The 18,615-nt window shown below is 58.3% G+C and carries 18 protein-coding genes; 3 read left to right on the forward strand and 15 right to left on the reverse strand.

Going from position 1 to position 18,615, the window contains the following annotated elements; genetic code table 11:
• Positions 1–119 precede the first annotated feature (119 nt).
• From ACR0FE_RS05720 to phnG, 4 genes are read right to left on the reverse strand one after another with little or no spacing between them, the layout of a single operon-like run.
• Positions 120–716, reverse strand: a complete 597-nt coding sequence (locus ACR0FE_RS05720) for an HAD family hydrolase (protein WP_480911628.1) — start codon at positions 714–716, stop codon at positions 120–122.
• Complete coding sequence (locus ACR0FE_RS05725; protein WP_480911630.1) at positions 713–1,804, reverse strand: carbon-phosphorus lyase complex subunit; 1,092 nt, start codon at positions 1,802–1,804, stop codon at positions 713–715. Before ACR0FE_RS05725 ends, ACR0FE_RS05720 begins: the two co-directional genes overlap by 4 nt.
• A 3-nt stretch (positions 1,805–1,807) precedes the next feature.
• Entirely contained in the window at positions 1,808–2,383 is a 576-nt protein-coding gene (phnH, locus tag ACR0FE_RS05730; protein WP_480889911.1) for a phosphonate C-P lyase system protein PhnH, read from the reverse strand.
• Positions 2,380–2,841, reverse strand: a complete 462-nt coding sequence (gene phnG / locus ACR0FE_RS05735) for a phosphonate C-P lyase system protein PhnG (protein WP_480909042.1) — start codon at positions 2,839–2,841, stop codon at positions 2,380–2,382. The genes phnH and phnG overlap by 4 nt, the downstream gene beginning before the upstream one ends.
• A 103-nt stretch (positions 2,842–2,944) precedes the next feature.
• On the opposite strand from phnG, the gene phnF reads away from it, so the two are divergent.
• Positions 2,945–3,655 (forward strand): phosphonate metabolism transcriptional regulator PhnF, encoded by a 711-nt coding sequence (phnF, locus tag ACR0FE_RS05740; protein ID WP_480911633.1) that lies wholly within the window; start codon positions 2,945–2,947, stop codon positions 3,653–3,655.
• A gap of 154 nt (positions 3,656–3,809) precedes the next feature.
• On the opposite strand, the gene ACR0FE_RS05745 is transcribed toward phnF, so the two are convergent.
• The 5 genes from ACR0FE_RS05745 to phnC form a co-directional block, all read right to left on the reverse strand.
• Entirely contained in the window at positions 3,810–4,427 is a 618-nt protein-coding gene (locus ACR0FE_RS05745; protein WP_480911634.1) for an LbetaH domain-containing protein, read from the reverse strand.
• Positions 4,428–4,451: 24 nt separating this feature from the next.
• Positions 4,452–5,819, reverse strand: coding sequence for a phosphonate ABC transporter, permease protein PhnE (gene phnE / locus ACR0FE_RS05750; RefSeq protein ID WP_480911636.1), 1,368 nt, complete (start codon positions 5,817–5,819; stop codon positions 4,452–4,454).
• The gene (phnE, locus tag ACR0FE_RS05755) at positions 5,816–6,697 is read right to left on the reverse strand and encodes a phosphonate ABC transporter, permease protein PhnE (RefSeq protein ID WP_480911638.1); all 882 of its coding nucleotides are present in this window, start codon (positions 6,695–6,697) and stop codon (positions 5,816–5,818) included. Before phnE (ACR0FE_RS05755) ends, phnE (ACR0FE_RS05750) begins: the two co-directional genes overlap by 4 nt.
• Before the next feature lie 66 nt (positions 6,698–6,763).
• Positions 6,764–7,666 carry a phosphonate ABC transporter substrate-binding protein gene (phnD, locus tag ACR0FE_RS05760; RefSeq protein ID WP_480911640.1) on the reverse strand — a complete coding sequence of 301 codons (903 nt, stop codon included), beginning with the start codon at positions 7,664–7,666 and terminating at the stop codon, positions 6,764–6,766.
• Between the two features lie 68 nt (positions 7,667–7,734).
• Positions 7,735–8,556 carry a phosphonate ABC transporter ATP-binding protein gene (phnC, locus tag ACR0FE_RS05765; RefSeq protein WP_480911642.1) on the reverse strand — a complete coding sequence of 274 codons (822 nt, stop codon included), beginning with the start codon at positions 8,554–8,556 and terminating at the stop codon, positions 7,735–7,737.
• 207 nt (positions 8,557–8,763) lie between these two features.
• On the opposite strand from phnC, the gene rpe reads away from it, so the two are divergent.
• Positions 8,764–9,450 carry a ribulose-phosphate 3-epimerase gene (gene rpe, locus ACR0FE_RS05770; protein WP_480911644.1) on the forward strand — a complete coding sequence of 229 codons (687 nt, stop codon included), beginning with the start codon at positions 8,764–8,766 and terminating at the stop codon, positions 9,448–9,450.
• 131 nt (positions 9,451–9,581) lie between these two features.
• Here rpe and ACR0FE_RS05775 read toward each other — a convergent pair whose 3' ends face one another.
• Positions 9,582–10,520, reverse strand: a complete 939-nt coding sequence (locus ACR0FE_RS05775) for a transferrin-binding protein-like solute binding protein (RefSeq protein ID WP_480911646.1) — start codon at positions 10,518–10,520, stop codon at positions 9,582–9,584.
• Positions 10,521–10,757: 237 nt separating this feature from the next.
• Between ACR0FE_RS05775 and ACR0FE_RS05780 the strand changes: the two genes are divergently transcribed.
• Entirely contained in the window at positions 10,758–12,014 is a 1,257-nt protein-coding gene (locus ACR0FE_RS05780; protein ID WP_170613549.1) for a tetratricopeptide repeat protein, read from the forward strand.
• A gap of 218 nt (positions 12,015–12,232) precedes the next feature.
• Here the strand turns inward: ACR0FE_RS05780 and ACR0FE_RS05785 are convergent, their stop codons facing one another.
• The 5 genes from ACR0FE_RS05785 to rpsL all read right to left on the reverse strand — a co-directional run bounded on the left by ACR0FE_RS05785 (position 12,233) and on the right by rpsL (position 18,411).
• Positions 12,233–13,945 carry an amidohydrolase gene (locus ACR0FE_RS05785; RefSeq protein ID WP_480911647.1) on the reverse strand — a complete coding sequence of 571 codons (1,713 nt, stop codon included), beginning with the start codon at positions 13,943–13,945 and terminating at the stop codon, positions 12,233–12,235.
• Positions 13,946–14,181: 236 nt separating this feature from the next.
• A complete protein-coding gene (gene tuf / locus ACR0FE_RS05790; RefSeq protein ID WP_170805981.1) occupies positions 14,182–15,357 on the reverse strand; it encodes an elongation factor Tu in 1,176 nt (391 codons plus the stop codon).
• Positions 15,358–15,417: 60 nt separating this feature from the next.
• Complete coding sequence (fusA, locus tag ACR0FE_RS05795) at positions 15,418–17,535, reverse strand: elongation factor G (protein WP_480526885.1); 2,118 nt, start codon at positions 17,533–17,535, stop codon at positions 15,418–15,420.
• An 18-nt stretch (positions 17,536–17,553) separates the two neighbouring features.
• The gene (gene rpsG / locus ACR0FE_RS05800; RefSeq protein WP_039529242.1) at positions 17,554–18,024 is read right to left on the reverse strand and encodes a 30S ribosomal protein S7; all 471 of its coding nucleotides are present in this window, start codon (positions 18,022–18,024) and stop codon (positions 17,554–17,556) included.
• A gap of 15 nt (positions 18,025–18,039) precedes the next feature.
• The gene (gene rpsL, locus ACR0FE_RS05805) at positions 18,040–18,411 is read right to left on the reverse strand and encodes a 30S ribosomal protein S12 (protein WP_005621086.1); all 372 of its coding nucleotides are present in this window, start codon (positions 18,409–18,411) and stop codon (positions 18,040–18,042) included.
• Between the last annotated feature and the right edge of the window lie 204 nt (positions 18,412–18,615).

Here is an 18,615-nt window from a genome sequence, read left to right on the forward strand (position 1 = left end):
AATGGAGCGCGATCGGCGCGCCGACGCAGACCTCTCTCGGCAAAATTCCGCCAGCCCGCGCGGATACACCGGAGCGTTCCCCAACTCACTTCGCCCCGGACAGACAATCCTGAACCCCGTCACAGGAAGTCCCTTTCGGTCAGTTCTGCCTCCAGCGCCCGCGGCGTCGTAAAGTGAATGCCATCCATGCCAACCGCACGCGCGCCTTCGACATTGTGCAGACCGTCATCGATGAACACACACTCCTCGGGCGCAATACCAGCACGCGCGCAAAGCAGTTCGAAAATTCGCGCATCAGGCTTCATCACGCCCTCCTGCCCCGAAACGACCAATGTTCCGAACACCTCGCCCAGACGCGGGTGCACCTTCAGTCCTTCTGGCCAGGTTTCGGCTGACCAGTTGGTTATGGCATGAACCGGCGTACCCTGCGCCCTGAGCCGGTCCAGAACATCCCAGGTTCCATGGATCGCGTTTTCAACGGTACGCGTGTACAATCCTACATATGCTGCAAAAAGGCGCTGGTCCTGCGGATCGTCAAGCTCCAGTGCCAGATCGGCAAAAAGCTCGCCATTATCTCCACGCGCATTGCGCGCCAGGAAATCCGTGCGCTCGATAAACGCATGTGCGGCGTCTTCCGACCCAAGCGCCTCGACCCAGGCCAGATGCGGTTTCCAGTCGACCAGTACACCGCCAATATCAAAAACTACCGCCTTCATTCTGCTGCCTCCTTCCCAGTAATCCGTTCTTCGGCTTCCCGGCGCAGTTTCCGCACCAATTCCAGTTCAGACTGGAAATCCACGTAGTGCGGCAACTTGATATGCTCGAGAAAGCCCGTGGCCTGAATGTTGTCCGCGTGGCTCAGAACAAACTCCTCGTCCTGAGCCGGGGCGCCCAGATCGTCCTCGCCCAGTTCTTTCCAGCGCAGGGCACGGTCAACCAGAGCCATTGCGATGGACTTTCGCTCGGACTGGCCGAAGACCAGACCATAGCCGCGCGTAAACTGCGGCGGTTCGGTTTTGGACCCTTTGAACTGGTTCACCGTTTCGCATTCGGTCAGTTCGACCTCGCCAATCTCGATGGAAAAGCCCAACTCTGGGATGTCCATCTCGACCGCGACCCTCCCAATCCGCAACTCTCCTACGAACGCATGATTGCGGGCATAACCGCGCTGGGTCGAGTAAGCCATGCCCAGCACAAACCCCTCATCCCCGCGCGTTAGGGATTGCAGGCGCAGTGGCCGGTTCGACGGGAACTCCATCGGCTCGCGTGTCAGGTCTCCCGGTGTCACGTCGCTGGGCGGTTCGTCCTGAATGATATCCTCACCCTTGAGGAATTCGGTGATATGCGGTGTTGCCTCCTGCCTGGCAGAACCTTCGGGCGCAGCAGCCACCTCTCCGTCGGCAGCCAGTTTGAAATCCAGCAGACGGTGCGTGTAATCAAAAGTCGGGCCCAGCACCTGCCCGCCCGGCGCATCCTTGAAGGTGGCCGAGATGCGGCGATCACATGCCATGCCACCCGTCTCAACCGGATTGGAATAACCAAACCGCGGCAGTGTCGTGCGATAGGCCCGGATCAGGAAAATCCCCTCGATCAGATCACCGCGCGCCTGTTTGATCGCCAGCGCCGCAAGATCAGGATCGAACAGGGACCCTTCGGCCATCACGCGGTTCACGGCGAGGCTCAGTTGTTCTCGGATCTGCGCAAGGCTCAACTCGGTAACATCCGTTGATCCGCGCCGTTCCTCGGCCAGCCAGGAATGGGCGTTTTCGATGGCCTTCTCGCCACCTTTGACAGCAACATACATCGCTTAACCCTCTGCCCTGATCTGCGTGCTGCGCGGCAATGCCGCGACTTGCGTTCCGCTGGTGAAAAAGAAGTCGCATCCCAGTGGGTAGAGCGCTGCATTGCCTTGCAGGACAGCGATATCCGGCAGCGAAAGATGCGCCACCTCCTTGATCCCCGGCCCGCTGAGTGCCGCGCCCTGCTGTTTGAGCGCGTCGCATTCCACGATCAGCGTGGCAGACCGGTCGGGATATTCCGGCGTGCCAATCCGGTAGGTGTTCAGCGGCATGAGATCCTCCCAGCGGCCAACCGAGAAATCGGCCTCGACCGCCGGAACAATCGGCGCGCCGGTATGGAAGGTCAGCCATTTCCGCACCGTTTCGGTATCAGCCTCCCCGGCAAGATGAACGCGGGTTTCAGGATCACACAGCGTCAACAGCAATGTACCCGCCGCAATGGACAAAGGCACGGGGGGTTCAGCACCAGTCAGGTCACGAATCTCTCCAGGTCGCGCCATGACGGTCATTGCCGCACGAAAGGCATGTGCGGCATCAATCGGCGCATTTAGGAACCCACCCGAGAATTGGGTTTGCGCGCTCATTGATCTTCTCCGCGTACCATGGTGAAGAACTCGACTTTGGTGGCCGCTGCCTTGGCCGCACGTGCCGTCTTGGTGGCCTGCATCTCCCGTGCAAGCGGATCAATCACTTTTGCCCGGACCATGTCGGCAGACCCGGTCTGCATCAGCGCATCGACCAGAGCCGCCGTTCGGGCCTTATCCCGGGATCGGCCCTGAACATAGCCGTGCCCGACCGTGCCATCCTCCAGCACCAGTGAGCATCGCGTCACTGTCATCTCACCCAGATTAAACGGGGCCCCCGTGCCACCCGTGCGACCGCGCACCATGACGCCACCGATTTCGGGCGCACGCAGCCATTCATATGTCGGGTTCAGCTGCAGGCCGTCCCATAGCGCCATCAGGGCATCCTGCGGCGCCCGGGCCAGCACACCCATCCATGCCTGCCTGGTTTCGGCTGATTTATCTGTCTGTTCCACCATCATAGCCTCTTGGCCAGGTTGTCTATTTTTACTATACAACTAGACAAATATTACACCTTTCGACCTCGAGTCGCAATCTCCGCAGCCGTGAAGTTTTTATGACATGAGCAAAACACCGATCTGGAAAAGCATCGCCCTGACCCTGACCTCGGACATAGCCGAGGGCCGCTACAACACCGGCGACCGCCTGCCCACCGAGGCACAACTGGCCGCAACCCATGGCGTAAACCGGCATACCGTCCGACGGGCTTTGTCCGATCTGGCCGAGCACGGGTTGGTCCACGCCCGGCGCGGTGCAGGCGTGTTTGTTTCGGCCCGCCCCACCGATTACCCGATTGGCAAACGTGTCAGATATCACAAGAACATCTCGGCCAGCGGCAAGATCCCGGGCAAACGGGTACTGGCCCTGACGACCCGCGCATCTGATGAGGCCGAAGCGGAAGCGCTCGGCCTGCAAACAGGTGACCCGGTGCATGTCTACGACGGCTTGTCTCTGGCTGACGGGCAACCTGTGGGTCTGTTTCAGAGCGTCTTTCCGGCAGAGCGATTTCCCGACCTACTGGACGCCCTGTCCGAAAACGCATCGGTGACAAAGGCCCTGCAAACCTGCGGTGTGACGGATTACACCCGTATTTCGACCCGCCTGACCGCGCGATCCGCCAGCGCAACGCAGGCACTGCATTTGCAATTGACCGAAGGTGCCCCCGTGCTGCATTCGCTGGGGGTAAACGCTGATCCTGACGAACAGCCCGTTGAATATGGCAAGACCGTATTCGCAGGTGAGCGCGTGACACTTACCCTAAGCGATGAATAACTGGAGTGCTACCGCCCGTCTTCAGCCTCCTGACGGAGGCCTCATCCCGTTGGGCATAGCGCCGCGCTATGCGCGGCGCCGGGCCCAAGGCCGCCAAGGGGTATCGGCGCAGCCGATGTCCCTGCGGGCGCGGGAGCCGTCTTGGCTGACTTGATCACGCCTCGTGTTTTTCCAGAAATGCTTCGGCAGACATGGCACGGAAATCTGGCAGGGTAGTACGAAGCCTGCTGTTGTCCCAATCCCACCAGGCCAGTGCCATCATGCGATCTGCAATATCCTCGGGAAAGCGACGACGCACCGGTTGTGCAGTCACACCAGCAACAATCGTGTATGGCACTACATCCTTGGTGACAATCGCACCAGAGGCGACGACCGCGCCATGGCCGATGGTCACCTCGGGCTTGATGATCGCGGCATGTCCAATCCACGTGTCATGGCCGATAAAAGCTGTGCGACCCGCGCGATGGGCAAACCAATCGGCATCGTCTTCGGCATCGTCCCAATAGTCAGCTGACCGATAGTGGAAATGATGCAGCGAGGCATTCTCCATCGGATGATCAGTCGCCCCGATCCGAGTGAAGCTGGCGATGTTCGCAAACTTGCCGATCCGGGCATTGGCGATGTCGCAGGTTCGGTCGCAATAGGAGTAATCACCGAACTCGGAATTCGCCACGCGGGTACCGGCACCGATCTCGACAAACTCGCCAAAGTTGCTGCCGGTAATCTGGCAATCGGGATGGATGAACGGCTGGTCGGAACGCAGTCGCGCCATGGTCTTTTTGTCCTTGTTCTTAGGTCACGGCAATAGGAACGGCTTGCCCTTGCGATCCCGCGGTTTGCGCGTCTTTCCGGTTTCACCCTGGATCAGACGTCGGCGCAGCCAGCCTGAGAACCAATCCATCAACATCACCATCAGGATGATCAGGACGATGTAATAGGCGACCTCTTCCCAGTCTTTTTGCGTGATGATGGCCTGCGTCAGCAGCAAACCGATCCCGCCGCCGGTAATCGCACCGATCACGGTGGCACTGCGGGTGTTGGATTCGAGGAAGTAAAGCAATTGGCTCAACAACACCGGAGTGATCTGCGGGATCACCCCAAAGCGATAGCGCTGTGGCGCGTTCGCTCCAGTGGATTGCACACCTTCGATCTGCTTCTGATCCACATTTTCCAGCGCCTCCGAGAAAATCTTGCCGAATGTGCCGGTGTCCGTCACCAAAATGGCCAGCGCGCCCGTCAACGGGCCGGGACCAAAGGCCCGGGCCAGAACAACCGTCCAGATCAGCGCATCCACGCCACGGACAAAATCGAACACCCGGCGCGTGATAAAGCGCACCGACCGCAACGGATTGAAATTGCGCGTCGCCATGAAGGCCAGCGGCAATGCGATCAGGCCGGCCCCGAGGGTTCCCAGAAAGGCCATCAAAATGGTCTCAAAGATCGCCCAGGCCACATCCTGATGCCGCCACATCTTGTTGGTCCAGAAGTCATTGAAGATCGCACCGGCTTCGCCTGATGCGGCACGCCCCATCAACTCCGAGAAGGATTTTCCGTAATACGGGCTATCCAGCGTAAACCAGAACAGCTCCCAACCGGTGAAATAGCGGAATACCTCAGAGCGATTGCGGGTGACCGTCAGACGGCCCGCATCCGTCGTGATTGCCAAACGGTTCTTGGAGACATTGATCCATTCAGGCACATCCCCTGACGGCAATTCCGCCTGCACGCCAGCGGATCGGCTGGGTGTCGCGCGTACCCTTCCATAACCCGGGATGTCGTACTCGACCGTCTCAGGACCAAAGCGCACAACGTGTCCGTCTTCCAGATCTATTACGGTCGTCTCACCCAACGCGACCCAATCCGGCGCGGTCCCCTCGGGATAGGCCCCCTTCCGCTCACCCTCGATGGCAACCGAAATTTCACCATTGCGGTTGTCGCGCTCGACATGGGTTTTGTAGCTGTAGCTGTCCGAAACCAGCGTCTTGCCATTTTCCCAATTGGCGCGTTCGGCCAGACCGGGCACGTCAAAGGCAAAGAAAACATAGATCAGGTACAGAACAACCAGACCCGGCAATCCAAAGTTCAAGATACGCTTGCGGCTAAACAGGCGGTCAGCCTCGGCCTTGAGGTCATCTATCGACAGGTCGGTGGCAAAGGTACTCATGCCGTGGCTCCTTTTTCCGACCCGTGGGTCAGGCGGTCGCGCAGCAGCCCGGACAGCTGATCCACGATAACGATGGTGACAAAAAGCAGGATGAAGATGGCCGCAGCCTCATCGTAACGCCCCTGCCCCCAGGACATGGCATTACGCAGCTCATAGCCCAGACCACCCGCACCGACGAAGCCCAGAATGGCCGAGGCGCGGATGTTGATCTCGAACCGCAATAGCGCATAGCTAACATAGTTCGGCCCGACCTGCGGGATCACGCCCAGATACATGCGCTGCGACCAGTTGGCCCCGACCGACTGCAACCCTTCCACCGGTTTGAGCGAGGCGTTTTCATTGACCTCCGAGAACAGCTTGCCCAGCGCGCCCGCCGTGTGAATGGCAATGGCGATCATCGCCGGGATCGGGCCACCACCCAGAATGAAAATCAGAACCAGCGCAATCACGATCTCTGGTATGGCGCGGAAGATGTCCGAGATCCGGCGGAAGACCGGGATCAGGGATGGCCAAAGCGCCATGCCCCGCGTCGACATCAGTGCCAGAAACGTTCCACCGATCGTCCCGACCAAAGTTGCCGCCGCCGCAATGTTCAATGTCTCGATCAATGCGGGGAAAAACTCGACAAGATTCGCAGGCATCGCGCCGATCTTTTCCCAGGCTTCCGACAACACCTCGGCCGGATAGTCCAGAATGCGATGCCAGCCGTCGGTGAAGCTTCCTGCATTGCGGCTGTCAGCGGTGCGGAATCCCGCCGCCATCAAAGCCACGAACAAGATCAGAAGGATACCACCATAGACCCTCTTGCGTAGTGTCATCGCTGTATATTCGTCGCGGATCTGATCGACGCTTTGGGACCCTGCAGTCAGGTCTGTCATGGAATGCTCCTGAGGGGAAAACGGGGTCCGGTTCAGTACCAGACCCCGATCATTGGATAGGCAGGCTTAGTTGGACTTCAGCTTGCGTGCTTCGATGATGATTTCGTAGGCGTCATGCGTGATCGGCTCGAACGCTTTTGCCTCACCCGCTGCAACACCGTAGAAGCAGTCGCGGTCTTTCTCGTGCAGGCCAGCCATCAGGGCAGTCATCTTTTCTTTGACACCCGCAGGCAGCGCGGTGCGCAGAACAACCGGACCTTCCGGGATCGGCTTGGATTTCCAGATTTCGACCATGTCGTTCATGTCGACCAGACCGGCATCAACAGCACGGCGCAGGGCGCCCGAGTTGTAGCCGTCTTCCCAGTTGCCCAGACCGTCAGCCCAGGTAACGCCCCCGTCAACGTCGCCATTGTTGACCGCAACGATGGTCTGCTCGTGACCGCCGGTGAACTTCACTTCACCAAAATAGTCGCCCGAATCCATGGTCGCACCCGTGGCCTGCGGGATTTCGATCGACGGGATCAGATAGCCCGAGGTCGAGTTTGGATCGCCGAAACCAAAGGTCTTGCCTTTCATGTCATCCAGCGAGGTGATGCCGCTATCTTTGTGGGCAAACCCGATCGAGTAGTAGCCGTAGCCGCCGTCGACATTCACTTTGACCAGAACCGGCTCAACCGCCTCAGGATCGCTCAGATAGGTTTTGGCGTAGCCCGACGCGCCCAGCCACGCCATGTCGATGGTGCCGCCCAGCAAACCCTGAATAACGCCGTTATAGTCGGCAGGGGCAAACAGTTTGGTCTCAACGCCCAGCGCCTCTTCGGTGTATTCCCTCAAGCACTCGTTGTTGTTCAGACGGTCCTGAGCGTTTTCGCCGCCCAGAATACCGATGCGGAATTCGCTGATGTCCTGAGCCATTACAGGTGCGGCCATGGCAGTGGTCGCAACAAGGGCAGCCATTAGTTTTTTCATCTGTCTCTCTCCAGTTTGATTGCCCCGACCTCTCATCGGGCCGGGCGATGAAAGGTCGTGGGGGTGGCTCAGATGGTGGCCTCGGCTTCCATCAGGGCCTTCTGGGTGGCGCCGAGCGTTTCGATCTCGGTCGATGTCGCCTCTTCCGAGAAGCTGGCGTCGGCGCCATAGATTTCGCGGGCAACCCCGGTGGTCAGCTGCTCGGGCAACCCGTCAAACACGATGCGCCCGTCACGCATGCCAACCACGCGGTCGCAATAGCGGCGCGCGGTGTCCAGCGTGTGAAGGTTTGCGATGACGGTGCGGCCGTCCTCTTCGTGGATACGGCGCAGGGCCTGCATCACGACCTGCGCATTCATCGGGTCCAGCGAGGCGATAGGTTCGTCGGCCAGAATAATCCTGGGATCCTGCATCAGGGCACGTGCGATGGCGACGCGTTGCTGCTGCCCCCCCGACAGGGCCTCAGCCCGCTTTGGCGCATGTTCGGCAATGCCAAGACGATCCATTATGTCGATGGCGCGATGGATATCCTCCATCGGGAACAGGTTGAATATCGTCGCCAGTGTCGAGTGTCGGTTCAGCGTCCCGTGCAGCACGTTCGACACGACATCCATGCGCGGCACCAGATTGAACTGCTGGAAAATCATCGCGCACTCGGCCTGCCAGGACCGTTTTTCCCGGCCTTTCAGTCGGGTAACATCGTGGCCTTCGTACAGAATGCGGCCATTGCTGGAATCGGTTAACCGGTTGAGCATTCGCAACAGCGTCGATTTACCCGCCCCGGACCGGCCGATGATCCCGATCATGCAAGGTTTGTCCACATCCAGCGTTGCCGCATCGACAGCAACGTTGTCACCAAATCGTTTGGTCAGTTTTTCGATACGCAGCACGTGCCACCCCCAAATCGTGTTGGTGGCCAGCTACAGACGGCACTCAACGGGGATGTGTCGGTTCGATGAAAGTTTTGTAACTGCGATCCGTGCTGCAAGTATCGGCCACCCGGCTCCAAGCCCCGCAAACGCGGGATTGGGCCTACCCTTTGGCATCAATCGCGGCTATATGCGCGGGCAACAAGTTACCTGCGCACGAGGCCAGCCATGAGCTTTGACCGTTCCATCAAGATTGCCCCATCCATCCTGTCCGCCGATTTCGCCAATTTCGGACAAGAAATTCAGGCGATCGAGGCCCAGAGCGCCGACTGGGTGCATGTCGATGTGATGGACGGTCATTTTGTGCCGAACCTGACCTTTGGTCCGCCTGCGGTAAAGGCATTCCGCCCGCATGTGAAGACAGTGATGGACGTGCATCTGATGATCACGCCGGTCGACCCCTACATTCAGGCTTATGCCGATGCGGGTGCCGACATCCTGACCGCCCATGTCGAGGCAGGCCCACATACGCACCGCACCTTACAGGCGATCCGAGCCGCCGGGATGAAAGCGGGCGTTGCGCTGAACCCGGGAACTCCTGCCGAGGCGGTCGAGCATCTGCTGGACCTGACGGACCTCGTTTGCGTCATGACGGTGAACCCTGGATTTGGTGGCCAGAAATTCATCGATATGACCGCAAAGATCCGCCGCCTGCGGCAGATGATCGGTGATCGCCCGGTTCACATCGAGATTGATGGCGGCGTTGATCCCCAGACGGCACCGTTGGTCGCAGCCGCCGGGGCGGACGTACTGGTCGCCGGTTCCGCCGTATTCAAGGGCGGCTCGGTCTCCCGACCCGAAGTATACGGTGCAAACATTCAGGCAGTCCGGGCGGCCGCAAACTCCGCACTCTAGGCGTCATCGCGGCCAGAGAACCCTGGGGAACTCTTGGCAACGAAACCCAAGCCCGCATGTAACAGGCTTGGGACACCGGCATTCAGCCCTGATAGCAAGAGCCTTTACACAGGAAGGCTCTTGCAGGGTGATCAATCTGCGCCGAACGCTCCGATATAAGACACACCGTTCGCGCCAGTGGTCTGGAATGTTCCGCCAACTTCTTCCGCATTGGGGCCGTAGAAAACACCATGGGCCTGACCGCTGGTTCCCGAACCGGCGACATTCGCCACGAACACCGAGTTCGAAACGCTGCCGGTACCTGCGAAATCCAGCTCTGGGGCGAGACCGGTGCCCCCTCCGACCAGCAGGCTGTCTGCCACGGTATTGGTGCTGCTCATCGAAACGGTGGAGAAATCTGTCGACACATTGACTTCGAAAACCGTCCGATAGTGGGTTCCATCGGCGCGCCGTGCAATCCCGGTGCTGGCACCCTGATAGCTGGCGGTCTGCCCGCGCGGCATGTCGGCGGTCGGCGTAACCGAGCCATAGGACCCGGCGCCCGCAGTACCGGACGGCTGGTTCCGGTCATGCAACCACGCGCCAAAGGTCTGATACTCGAACCGTGTCCGGGTTGGGTCCAGAATGGTTGCACCGGAATTCAAATCCGGAGAGTTGAAGGTGACCGCTGCCGTACCCTGATCAATCCTGTCACCATTGCGGCTGTCCAGATTGAAACTGGATCCCCCCGAAACAGCCGTCGCCGCAACGATGTTTCCGCCGCTTGTAATCAGCGTCAGATCCGATGGAATCGGGCCAGTCTGGTTTTGAACGATGACTTGACCATTCACCTGATTTGACGAATACGCCTGCACGACTGCCCTGCCATTCAAGGTTGCAGTGCCATCCTGCGGCAGATTGATTTTCTGCGCCAGCGTTGTTGAAATCGGCCCTTCGGCAGAATTTCCACCACCAGAGGACGAATCACCACCGCCGCCGCCATCAAAATCAAGACCGGCGGCTCCGCCGCATGCGCCAAGGAATAATACGGGGATGAATGCTGCAATCAGGCAACGTGTTTGGGAATTCATAACTGCTCCATAGTCAAATCTGAAACGGCACATTAGTTACTCACCCATACGGCGCAAGTGATGCCGCCCGTGCAATCTATAGGATATGTTTTTGTTGTTGAAAATGCGACAGGCACCGTGGGCCGAATTGACGCAAAAGTTTGTTTTCACGGCAAAAATGGTTTCCCGCAACAACAATAATAGACCGCGCCGCTCAATTTCGTTCTGGGGCCGGATGACGTCCAAAAAGGCTTGTTCTTGACCCGTATTCTGCTTACCGCCCTCAGCTTTCTGTTTGTCCTGTTACCCAATACCGAGGTCCGCGCCCAGTCAGAAAACAAAGTTCCAGTCGCTGCGTTTGTCGACGAAACGGAAATCGAAGCTTTGTTTCTAAGTGGCCTTGCGGATCTGCAACGCGGACAACCGCAAGCTGCAATCGAAAAGTTCTCCTCGATACTGGCGGCCAATCCGAATCTCGTGCGGGTCAGGCTGGAACTTGCCCGCGCATTCTTTCTGGCCCATCAGTGGGACCGGGCACGAAACGAGTTCTTTGTCGTTCTTTCCGGCGATCTGCCGGACCCTGTGCGCGCCCGTGTTCTCAGCTACATCCGGCAGATCGACGCCCGCCGGGGGTTCGACTGGGATCTCAGCCTCGGCCTGACCACCGTCGGCAATCCGCGCAAATACGACACGGACCAGATCACACTGAACCTGTTCGGGCTGAAGCTGCCGTTCACGTTGGACCGCGACACCTCGACCGAGCTCGGCCTGCGCGTCACCGGAGCTGCGAATTTCCGCAAACCGGTCGACCTGTCCTTTTCCACCCTCGATACCGTTGCATTTGCATCATTGGCGTTTGACGTGACCGAGGCGCGAACCTCGAACTACGATGACTACATTTTTGTCGGAAGGTTCGGTCTGCGCACCCTCGCCTCGTTGACCACCGTGTCTTTCGGGCCGGCCCTCTCGACCCGACTTGTCGGCGGCAATGTGTTCGAAAACCGCATCGCTCTGGAAACTGCGTTCGAACGCAGAAACCTGCTCGGGGGATCTGTCTTTGGCCTTGTATCCGCGTCGCGCCTGCACAACCCGACAAACAGCGCGCTGGACGGTCATGAGTTTCAGGCCGAACTTGGTGTCCGCCGGTCCATCGGCGGGCGGGGATCCATCGGGTTGAGCGCGCTGATCCAGGACAAGTCAGTCGAAGGCGATCTGGACAATTACTTGCGCAAGCGATTGACCCTGTTTGGTCAGGTCGACACACGCGGCGGCTTCACGTTTCGTCCGTCCGTCTATCTTGAAAACAGGATATTCCAATCACCCAGCCCGATCCTCACCGCCTCGCCGGACGAGACGTCGTGGGGTACGGCAGTCAGGGTCGAAAAAAACGATCTGTTTTTTGGCAACGGCTTCTCGCCGTTCATGCAACTGGAATACAACCGAACTCAGTCTGATATCAGGGCCTACAGCTATATGGAAACCGAGTTTGAGCTGGGCTTCGAGCGGCGTTTCTGAAAACGGGCGGTCCGGTCCGCAGGGCAAACCGCTTGCAGGAGTGGAACGGCCTTATGTTCAGCAGAGTCCGCACCCCGAGATCATTCGCGAAGAAGTCTCGGCCGTGTACGAAGCAAAAAAGGGCGTCCCGCAGGGCGCCCTTTCCGTAGCATTTCGCAGATGCGATTTACTCAATGATCTTCGACAAAAAGCCTCAGCTTTCCGCGAAAAAACTCATGTTAATTCCGCACGAGCCATGGGGTTTCGACCTTCATCCCTTGATAAACCGCATGCAGAAAAAGGTGCGCGATTACTGGATCATTCGAAAACGGCGAGAATTGCAGATTGCCTTCCCTGATACCGTCTTCGGCCTCATAGACAACTTCGTCCCCCTTTATGGTCACAAGTACTTCAAGTTCGGCCAGCTTCTCGGGATAAACAGCAGTTGGATCGTCGGACAAAATGACGAAATCGGCGACTTTTCCAACTTCGATTGAGCCCTTCTGATCTTCTTCGAAATGTTGCCAGGCGGGCCAAATTGTCATGGCTTTCAACGCAGTCATCACATCAACCCTCTGGTGCGGCCCAAGAATGTCACCAGACCGTGTTCGACGTGTAACCGTCGCCGCAAGGACACGCATACTGTCCGGAAAGGCGACCGGGGCATCGTGATGCGTGCCGAACATCATGTCCCGCTCACGCAGCCACCCTGTTGGAGAGATATTGTCGGCATTCACTGGACCGACTGTGTGTTCCCGGTGCCAATCACCCCAGTAAAATGTGTGCATAGGGAAAAGCGTCGGGAACACTCCCAACCGTTTTATGCTGGCAACCTGGTCCTCTCGCAGAAACTGACCGTGAACCAGAACAGGGCGGTTGCCCGGATCCCCATACTTTATCTGCGCCTCTTCGAGGGCCGCAATCAGCATGTCAGATGCCCCTTCACCGTTGGAATGCACGAGGATCTGGAAACCGTTCTCGAAACACCAGTTCACGGCATCCTGGAGTTGCTCCATCGTGATGGCGGAGTATCCTGCATACCCAGCTGCATAGTTGCCAACCGGATCGTAATAGGGTCGATCCCGCAAAGCCGTGAAGCCCTGCGGCGATCCGTCAATTGTCAGCTTGCAGCCACCTACCCGAACCCTGTTGTCATAATCCGCCGAGGTGTTTGCGCCAATATACTCCCTCGACTCAAGAACATCTGGAAACGCGACAACGTCGATAGGAAGTCCTTCTTCGGCGGCAACTTTCTTGAGAGCTTCGACGATTTCACCCGATGACCGGCCTTCTTGCCCGGTCGTATACCCAAACTTTGCCCAAAGTTTGGTTCCGGCTCGGGCAAATGCTGCCAGACCTTCCTCGCCCAGACTCCCCAATATCGGCACCAGAACCGAAAAGAACGCGTATTCTTCCAGAACACCATTTGGTTCCCCGGCCTCATCGCGTTGAATGACACCGCCCGGAGGAGCCTCTGAGGCCGCTGTGATGCCTGCCAACTCCAGGGCTTTCGAGTTTGCCACACCCAGGTGCCCAGACTGATGAATAATGACAACGGGCAGGTCCTCGGACACCATGTCCAACTCCTGCCGCGTAGGGTGGCGCAGTTCCTTTAGTTGCGCATTGTCGTAACCAAAGCCGATGATCATTTTGACCTTTTCAACAGCCTGCGCATTCTCCTCGGCCCAGTCTGTCAGTGTGGATTGCAGACTGGCGATATCAGTGACCTCTCCATCCGGTGGCGCAAGAAGGTTGGCGGACAAAGCCTGCACCCCCCCCAAAACGACATGCCCATGGCTGTCTACGAAACCTGGAAGCATCGCGCGCCCTTCCAGATCATAGGTTTCGGTTTCTTCACCCTGATGCGCCGACAAGTCAGACAGCGACCCAACGGCAAGAATGCGCCCATCTTTAACTGCGACAGCTTCGGCGGACGGAGCCGTATCGTTCATCGTTACGATGGTTCCTCCGAGATAGATCTTATCCGCAATCTGTTGTGAAGACGCTGAGGTAGATGAGAAAACAACTGCTACGACAAGACAAAATGAACGCGCCGAAAAATGCATCTTATGACTCTTTCTAATTGCAATGTCTCAATACGAAAGAAGTTAGCATTACAGAAGGCTTAGCAAAAACAAAAAAGGGCGTCCTGCGGGACGCCCTTTCCGTAGCTTTTCGCAGATGCGAATTACTCGATGATTTTCGACACAACGCCGGCGCCGACGGTGCGGCCGCCTTCGCGGATGGCGAAACGCAGACCGTTCTCCATCGCGATCGGCGCGATCAGCTCAACGCCGAACGACACGTTGTCGCCGGGCATGACCATCTCGGTGCCTTCGGCCAGGGTCACGGTGCCGGTCACGTCCGTCGTACGGAAGTAGAACTGCGGACGGTAGTTCGCGAAGAACGGGGTGTGACGGCCGCCTTCTTCCTTGGTCAGGATGTAGGCTTCGGCTTCGAACTTGGTGTGCGGTGTCACCGAACCCGGCTTACACAGAACCTGGCCACGCTCAACACCGTCACGGTCAACACCGCGCAGCAGGGCGCCGATGTTGTCGCCGGCTTCACCACGGTCCAGCAGCTTGCGGAACATTTCCACACCGGTGCAGGTGGTTTTCGCGGTGTCGCGGATACCAACGATTTCGATCTCGTCGCCAACGTTGATCACGCCACGCTCAACACGACCGGTCACAACGGTACCACGGCCCGAGATCGAGAACACGTCTTCGATCGGCATCAGGAACGGCTGATCAACAGCGCGCTCGGGGGTGTCGATGTAGTCGTCAACAGCCGCCATCAGCTCGCGGATCTTCGCTTCGCCGATTTCCGGGTTGTTGCCTTCCATCGCCGCCAGAGCCGAACCTGCGATGATCGGAATATCGTCGCCGGGGTAGTCGTAGCTGGACAGCAGTTCGCGAACTTCCATCTCAACCAGTTCCAGCAGCTCTTCGTCGTCGACCTGGTCAACCTTGTTCATGAACACGACCATCTTCGGGATGCCAACCTGGCGGCCCAGCAGGATGTGCTCGCGGGTCTGCGGCATCGGGCCGTCAGCTGCGTTCACAACCAGGATCGCGCCGTCCATCTGGGCAGCACCGGTGATCATGTTCTTGACGTAGTCGGCGTGGCCGGGGCAGTCAACGTGCGCATAGTGGCGCGCATCGGTCTCGTATTCCACGTGGGCGGTCGAGATGGTGATGCCGCGCGCTTTCTCTTCCGGCGCACCGTCAATCTGGTCATACGCTTTGAAGTCACCGAAATACTTGGTGATTGCCGCCGTCAGCGTCGTCTTGCCGTGGTCAACGTGCCCAATCGTGCCGATGTTGACGTGCGGTTTTGTACGCTCAAACTTTTCCTTTGCCATGATGGCCTCCTTTTTCGGTAATGAAGGGAGCCCGTTACCCGAGCTCCCTCAAATCTTCGCTTATGCGTATTTCGCCTGGATCTCGTCCGAGATGTTTTGCGGAACCGGATCGTAGTGGTCGAACTGCATGGTGAACTGGGCACGGCCCGACGACATCGAACGCAGGGTGTTGATGTAGCCGAACATGTTCGCCAGCGGAACAAACGCGTCGATCGCGATTGCGTTGCCGCGCGGCTCTTGTCCAGACACCTGGCCACGACGCGAGGTCAGGTCACCGATGATACCGCCGGTGTATTCTTCCGGGGTGATCACTTCGACCTTCATGATCGGTTCCAGCAGTTTCGCGCCGGCTTTGCGCATGCCTTCACGCATACACATCCGCGATGCGATTTCGAACGCCAGAACGCTCGAGTCAACGTCGTGGAACTTACCGTCCAGCAGGGCAACCTTGAAGTCGATCACGGGGAAGCCAGCCAGCGGGCCGCTGTCCATGACCGAGTTGATGCCTTTTTCAACGCCGGGGATGTATTCCTTCGGAACGGCACCACCAACGATGCGGCTTTCGAACGAATAGCCTTCGCCCGCCTCAGTGGGCTGGATCTCCAGCTTGACTTCCGCGAACTGACCCGAACCACCCGACTGTTTCTTGTGGGTGTAGGTGTGCTCGACAGGCATCGAGATGGTTTCACGGTAGGCCACTTGCGGTGCACCGATGTTCGCCTCGACCTTGAACTCACGCTTCAGACGGTCGACCAGGATATCCAGGTGAAGTTCGCCCATGCCCTTCATGATGGTCTGACCCGATTCCAGGTCGGTTTCCACGCGGAAGGACGGGTCTTCGGCGGCCAGACGGGCCAGACCCTGGGACATCTTCTCTTGGTCGCCCTTGGTTTTGGGCTCGACCGCGATCTCGATCACCGGATCGGGGAAGGTCATGGTTTCCAGAACCACCGGATCCTTCGCGTCACACAGGGTGTCACCGGTGGTGGTGTCTTTCAGACCCGCCAGCGCGATGATGTCGCCTGCAAACGCTTCTTCGATCTCTTCCCGGTTGTTCGAGTGCATCATCATCATACGACCGATGCGCTCTTTTTTGCCTTTGGTCGAGTTCAAGATCGAGTCGCCCTTGTTCATGACACCCGAATAAATCCGGGTGAAGGTCAGCGAACCGACGAAGGGGTCGTTCATGATTTTGAACGCCAGGCCCGAGAAGGCCATGTTGTCGTCGGCACGACGTGCGATGTTACGAACTTCTTCCTCGTCACCGGGTTTGAAGCCCATGTAATCGACAACGTCCAGCGGGCTGGGCAAATAATCGATCACAGCGTTGAGCAGCGGCTGAACACCTTTGTTCTTGAACGCCGAACCACCCAGAACCGGAACGAAGTGCAGCGCCAGCGTGCCCTTGCGCAGCAGTTTGCGCAGGGTCGGAACATCGGGCTCTTCGCCTTCCAGGTAGGCCATCATCGCGTCGTCGTCTTCTTCGACGGCCGCTTCGATCATCTTGCCGCGCCATTCATCGGCCATGTCTTTCAGGCTGTCACGGATCGGGGCTTTGACCCAGCTTGCGCCAAGGTCTTCACCCTGCCACAGCCACTCTTCCATGGTGACCAGGTCGATCAGGCCTTCCAGTTCGGACTCGGCGCCGATCGGAATACCAACCGGAACAGCGCGTGCGCCGGTGCGGTCTTCGATCATGCGAACGCAGTTGAAGAAGTCTGCGCCGATCTTGTCCATCTTGTTGACGAAAACCATACGCGGAACCTTGTAGCGGTCAGCCTGACGCCACACGGTTTCGGTCTGGGGCTCAACACCGGCGTTTGCGTCCAGAACGCAGACGGCACCGTCGAGAACCGCCAGCGAACGCTCAACTTCAATGGTGAAGTCAACGTGGCCGGGGGTGTCGATGATGTTCAGGCGGTGCTTTGGGGTATCGGCGGTCTGACCGTCCTCGGTGCGCTCCCAGAAGGTGGTGGTCGCAGCCGAAGTGATGGTGATGCCGCGTTCCTGCTCCTGCTCCATCCAGTCCATGGTGGCTGCACCATCGTGCACCTCACCGATGTTGTGGGATTTACCAGTGTAATACAGGATACGTTCCGAGCAGGTGGTCTTACCTGCGTCGATGTGCGCCATGATACCGAAGTTGCGGTATAGTTCGAGCGGATATTCGCGTGCCATTTGGATAAGCCTCTGGGATTACCAACGGTAATGGCTGAAGGCTTTGTTCGCCTCGGCCATCTTGTGGGTGTCTTCGCGTTTCTTGACGGCGGTACCGCGGGACTGAACGGCGTCCAACAGTTCGCCTGCAAGGCGCTCTTCCATGGTGTTTTCATTGCGGCCACGGGCGGCGGTGATCAGCCAGCGGATGGCCAGAGCTTCGCGGCGCTCGGGGCGCACTTCGACCGGAACCTGATAGGTTGCACCACCAACCCGGCGCGAGCGAACCTCGACCGACGGTTTGATGTTGTCGAGCGCTTCGTGAAACACTTCGACCGGGGCGCGCTTGATCTTGTTCTCAACGCGGTCAAACGCGTTGTAAACGATACGCTCTGCGACCGACTTCTTGCCGTCGATCATCAGGTTGTTCATGAATTTGGTCAGTACCTTGTCGCCAAATTTGGCGTCAGGCAGGACTTCGCGTTTTTCGGCAGCGTGACGACGTGACATATCAGCCTCTCCTTCTTACTTGGGACGCTTCGCGCCGTATTTCGAACGACGCTGCTTACGGTCTTTGACGCCCTGAGTATCCAGAACACCGCGCAGGATGTGGTAACGCACACCGGGAAGGTCTTTCACACGGCCGCCACGGATCAGAACAACCGAGTGTTCCTGCAGGTTGTGGCTTTCACCCGGGATGTACGAGATGACCTCGAACCCGTTGGTCAGGCGCACCTTGGCAACCTTACGCATAGCCGAGTTCGGCTTCTTCGGTGTGGTGGTGTAAACACGTGTGCAGACGCCGCGTTTCTGCGGGCACTGCTCCAGGTGCATGGACTTCGAGCGTTTTACTTTCGGCTGCCGCGGCTTGCGGATCAGCTGTTGAATAGTTGGCATTCCGGTTTCTTCCCCGTTTTGCAACACACATGACATGCACGCGGTTGCGTGCGGTTAAACTTGCTGCACTCATGCGTCCACAAGCGCAAAACCCGCGAGCGTTCCCATTCCGAGGTGAACGTCGCGGTTTGTTATCAGAGGGCGCGAACTGCAAAATTGTCCGGGCCTTGACCAGTTCATTACTGAAATCGGTTATGGGGCGGC

The organism is Ruegeria sp. K7, assembly GCF_056531785.1.

What these genes read in the sequence shown, in the direction of transcription:
- rpe (WP_480911644.1), top strand. Translation starts at nt 8,764, where the DNA reads ATGAGCTTTGACCGTTCCATCAAGATTGCCCCATCCATCCTGTCCGCC.
- phnG (WP_480909042.1), bottom strand. Translation starts at nt 2,841, where the DNA reads ATGGTGGAACAGACAGATAAATCAGCCGAAACCAGGCAGGCATGGATG.
- fusA (WP_480526885.1), bottom strand. Translation starts at nt 17,535, where the DNA reads ATGGCACGCGAATATCCGCTCGAACTATACCGCAACTTCGGTATCATG.
- phnE (WP_480911636.1), bottom strand. Translation starts at nt 5,819, where the DNA reads ATGAGTACCTTTGCCACCGACCTGTCGATAGATGACCTCAAGGCCGAG.
- ACR0FE_RS05775 (WP_480911646.1), bottom strand. Translation starts at nt 10,520, where the DNA reads ATGAATTCCCAAACACGTTGCCTGATTGCAGCATTCATCCCCGTATTA.
- ACR0FE_RS05720 (WP_480911628.1), bottom strand. Translation starts at nt 716, where the DNA reads ATGAAGGCGGTAGTTTTTGATATTGGCGGTGTACTGGTCGACTGGAAA.
- phnF (WP_480911633.1), top strand. Translation starts at nt 2,945, where the DNA reads ATGAGCAAAACACCGATCTGGAAAAGCATCGCCCTGACCCTGACCTCG.
- ACR0FE_RS05725 (WP_480911630.1), bottom strand. Translation starts at nt 1,804, where the DNA reads ATGTATGTTGCTGTCAAAGGTGGCGAGAAGGCCATCGAAAACGCCCAT.
- phnD (WP_480911640.1), bottom strand. Translation starts at nt 7,666, where the DNA reads ATGAAAAAACTAATGGCTGCCCTTGTTGCGACCACTGCCATGGCCGCA.
- rpsG (WP_039529242.1), bottom strand. Translation starts at nt 18,024, where the DNA reads ATGTCACGTCGTCACGCTGCCGAAAAACGCGAAGTCCTGCCTGACGCC.
- rpsL (WP_005621086.1), bottom strand. Translation starts at nt 18,411, where the DNA reads ATGCCAACTATTCAACAGCTGATCCGCAAGCCGCGGCAGCCGAAAGTA.
- ACR0FE_RS05745 (WP_480911634.1), bottom strand. Translation starts at nt 4,427, where the DNA reads ATGGCGCGACTGCGTTCCGACCAGCCGTTCATCCATCCCGATTGCCAG.
- phnE (WP_480911638.1), bottom strand. Translation starts at nt 6,697, where the DNA reads ATGACAGACCTGACTGCAGGGTCCCAAAGCGTCGATCAGATCCGCGAC.
- tuf (WP_170805981.1), bottom strand. Translation starts at nt 15,357, where the DNA reads ATGGCAAAGGAAAAGTTTGAGCGTACAAAACCGCACGTCAACATCGGC.
- phnH (WP_480889911.1), bottom strand. Translation starts at nt 2,383, where the DNA reads ATGAGCGCGCAAACCCAATTCTCGGGTGGGTTCCTAAATGCGCCGATT.
- ACR0FE_RS05785 (WP_480911647.1), bottom strand. Translation starts at nt 13,945, where the DNA reads ATGAACGATACGGCTCCGTCCGCCGAAGCTGTCGCAGTTAAAGATGGG.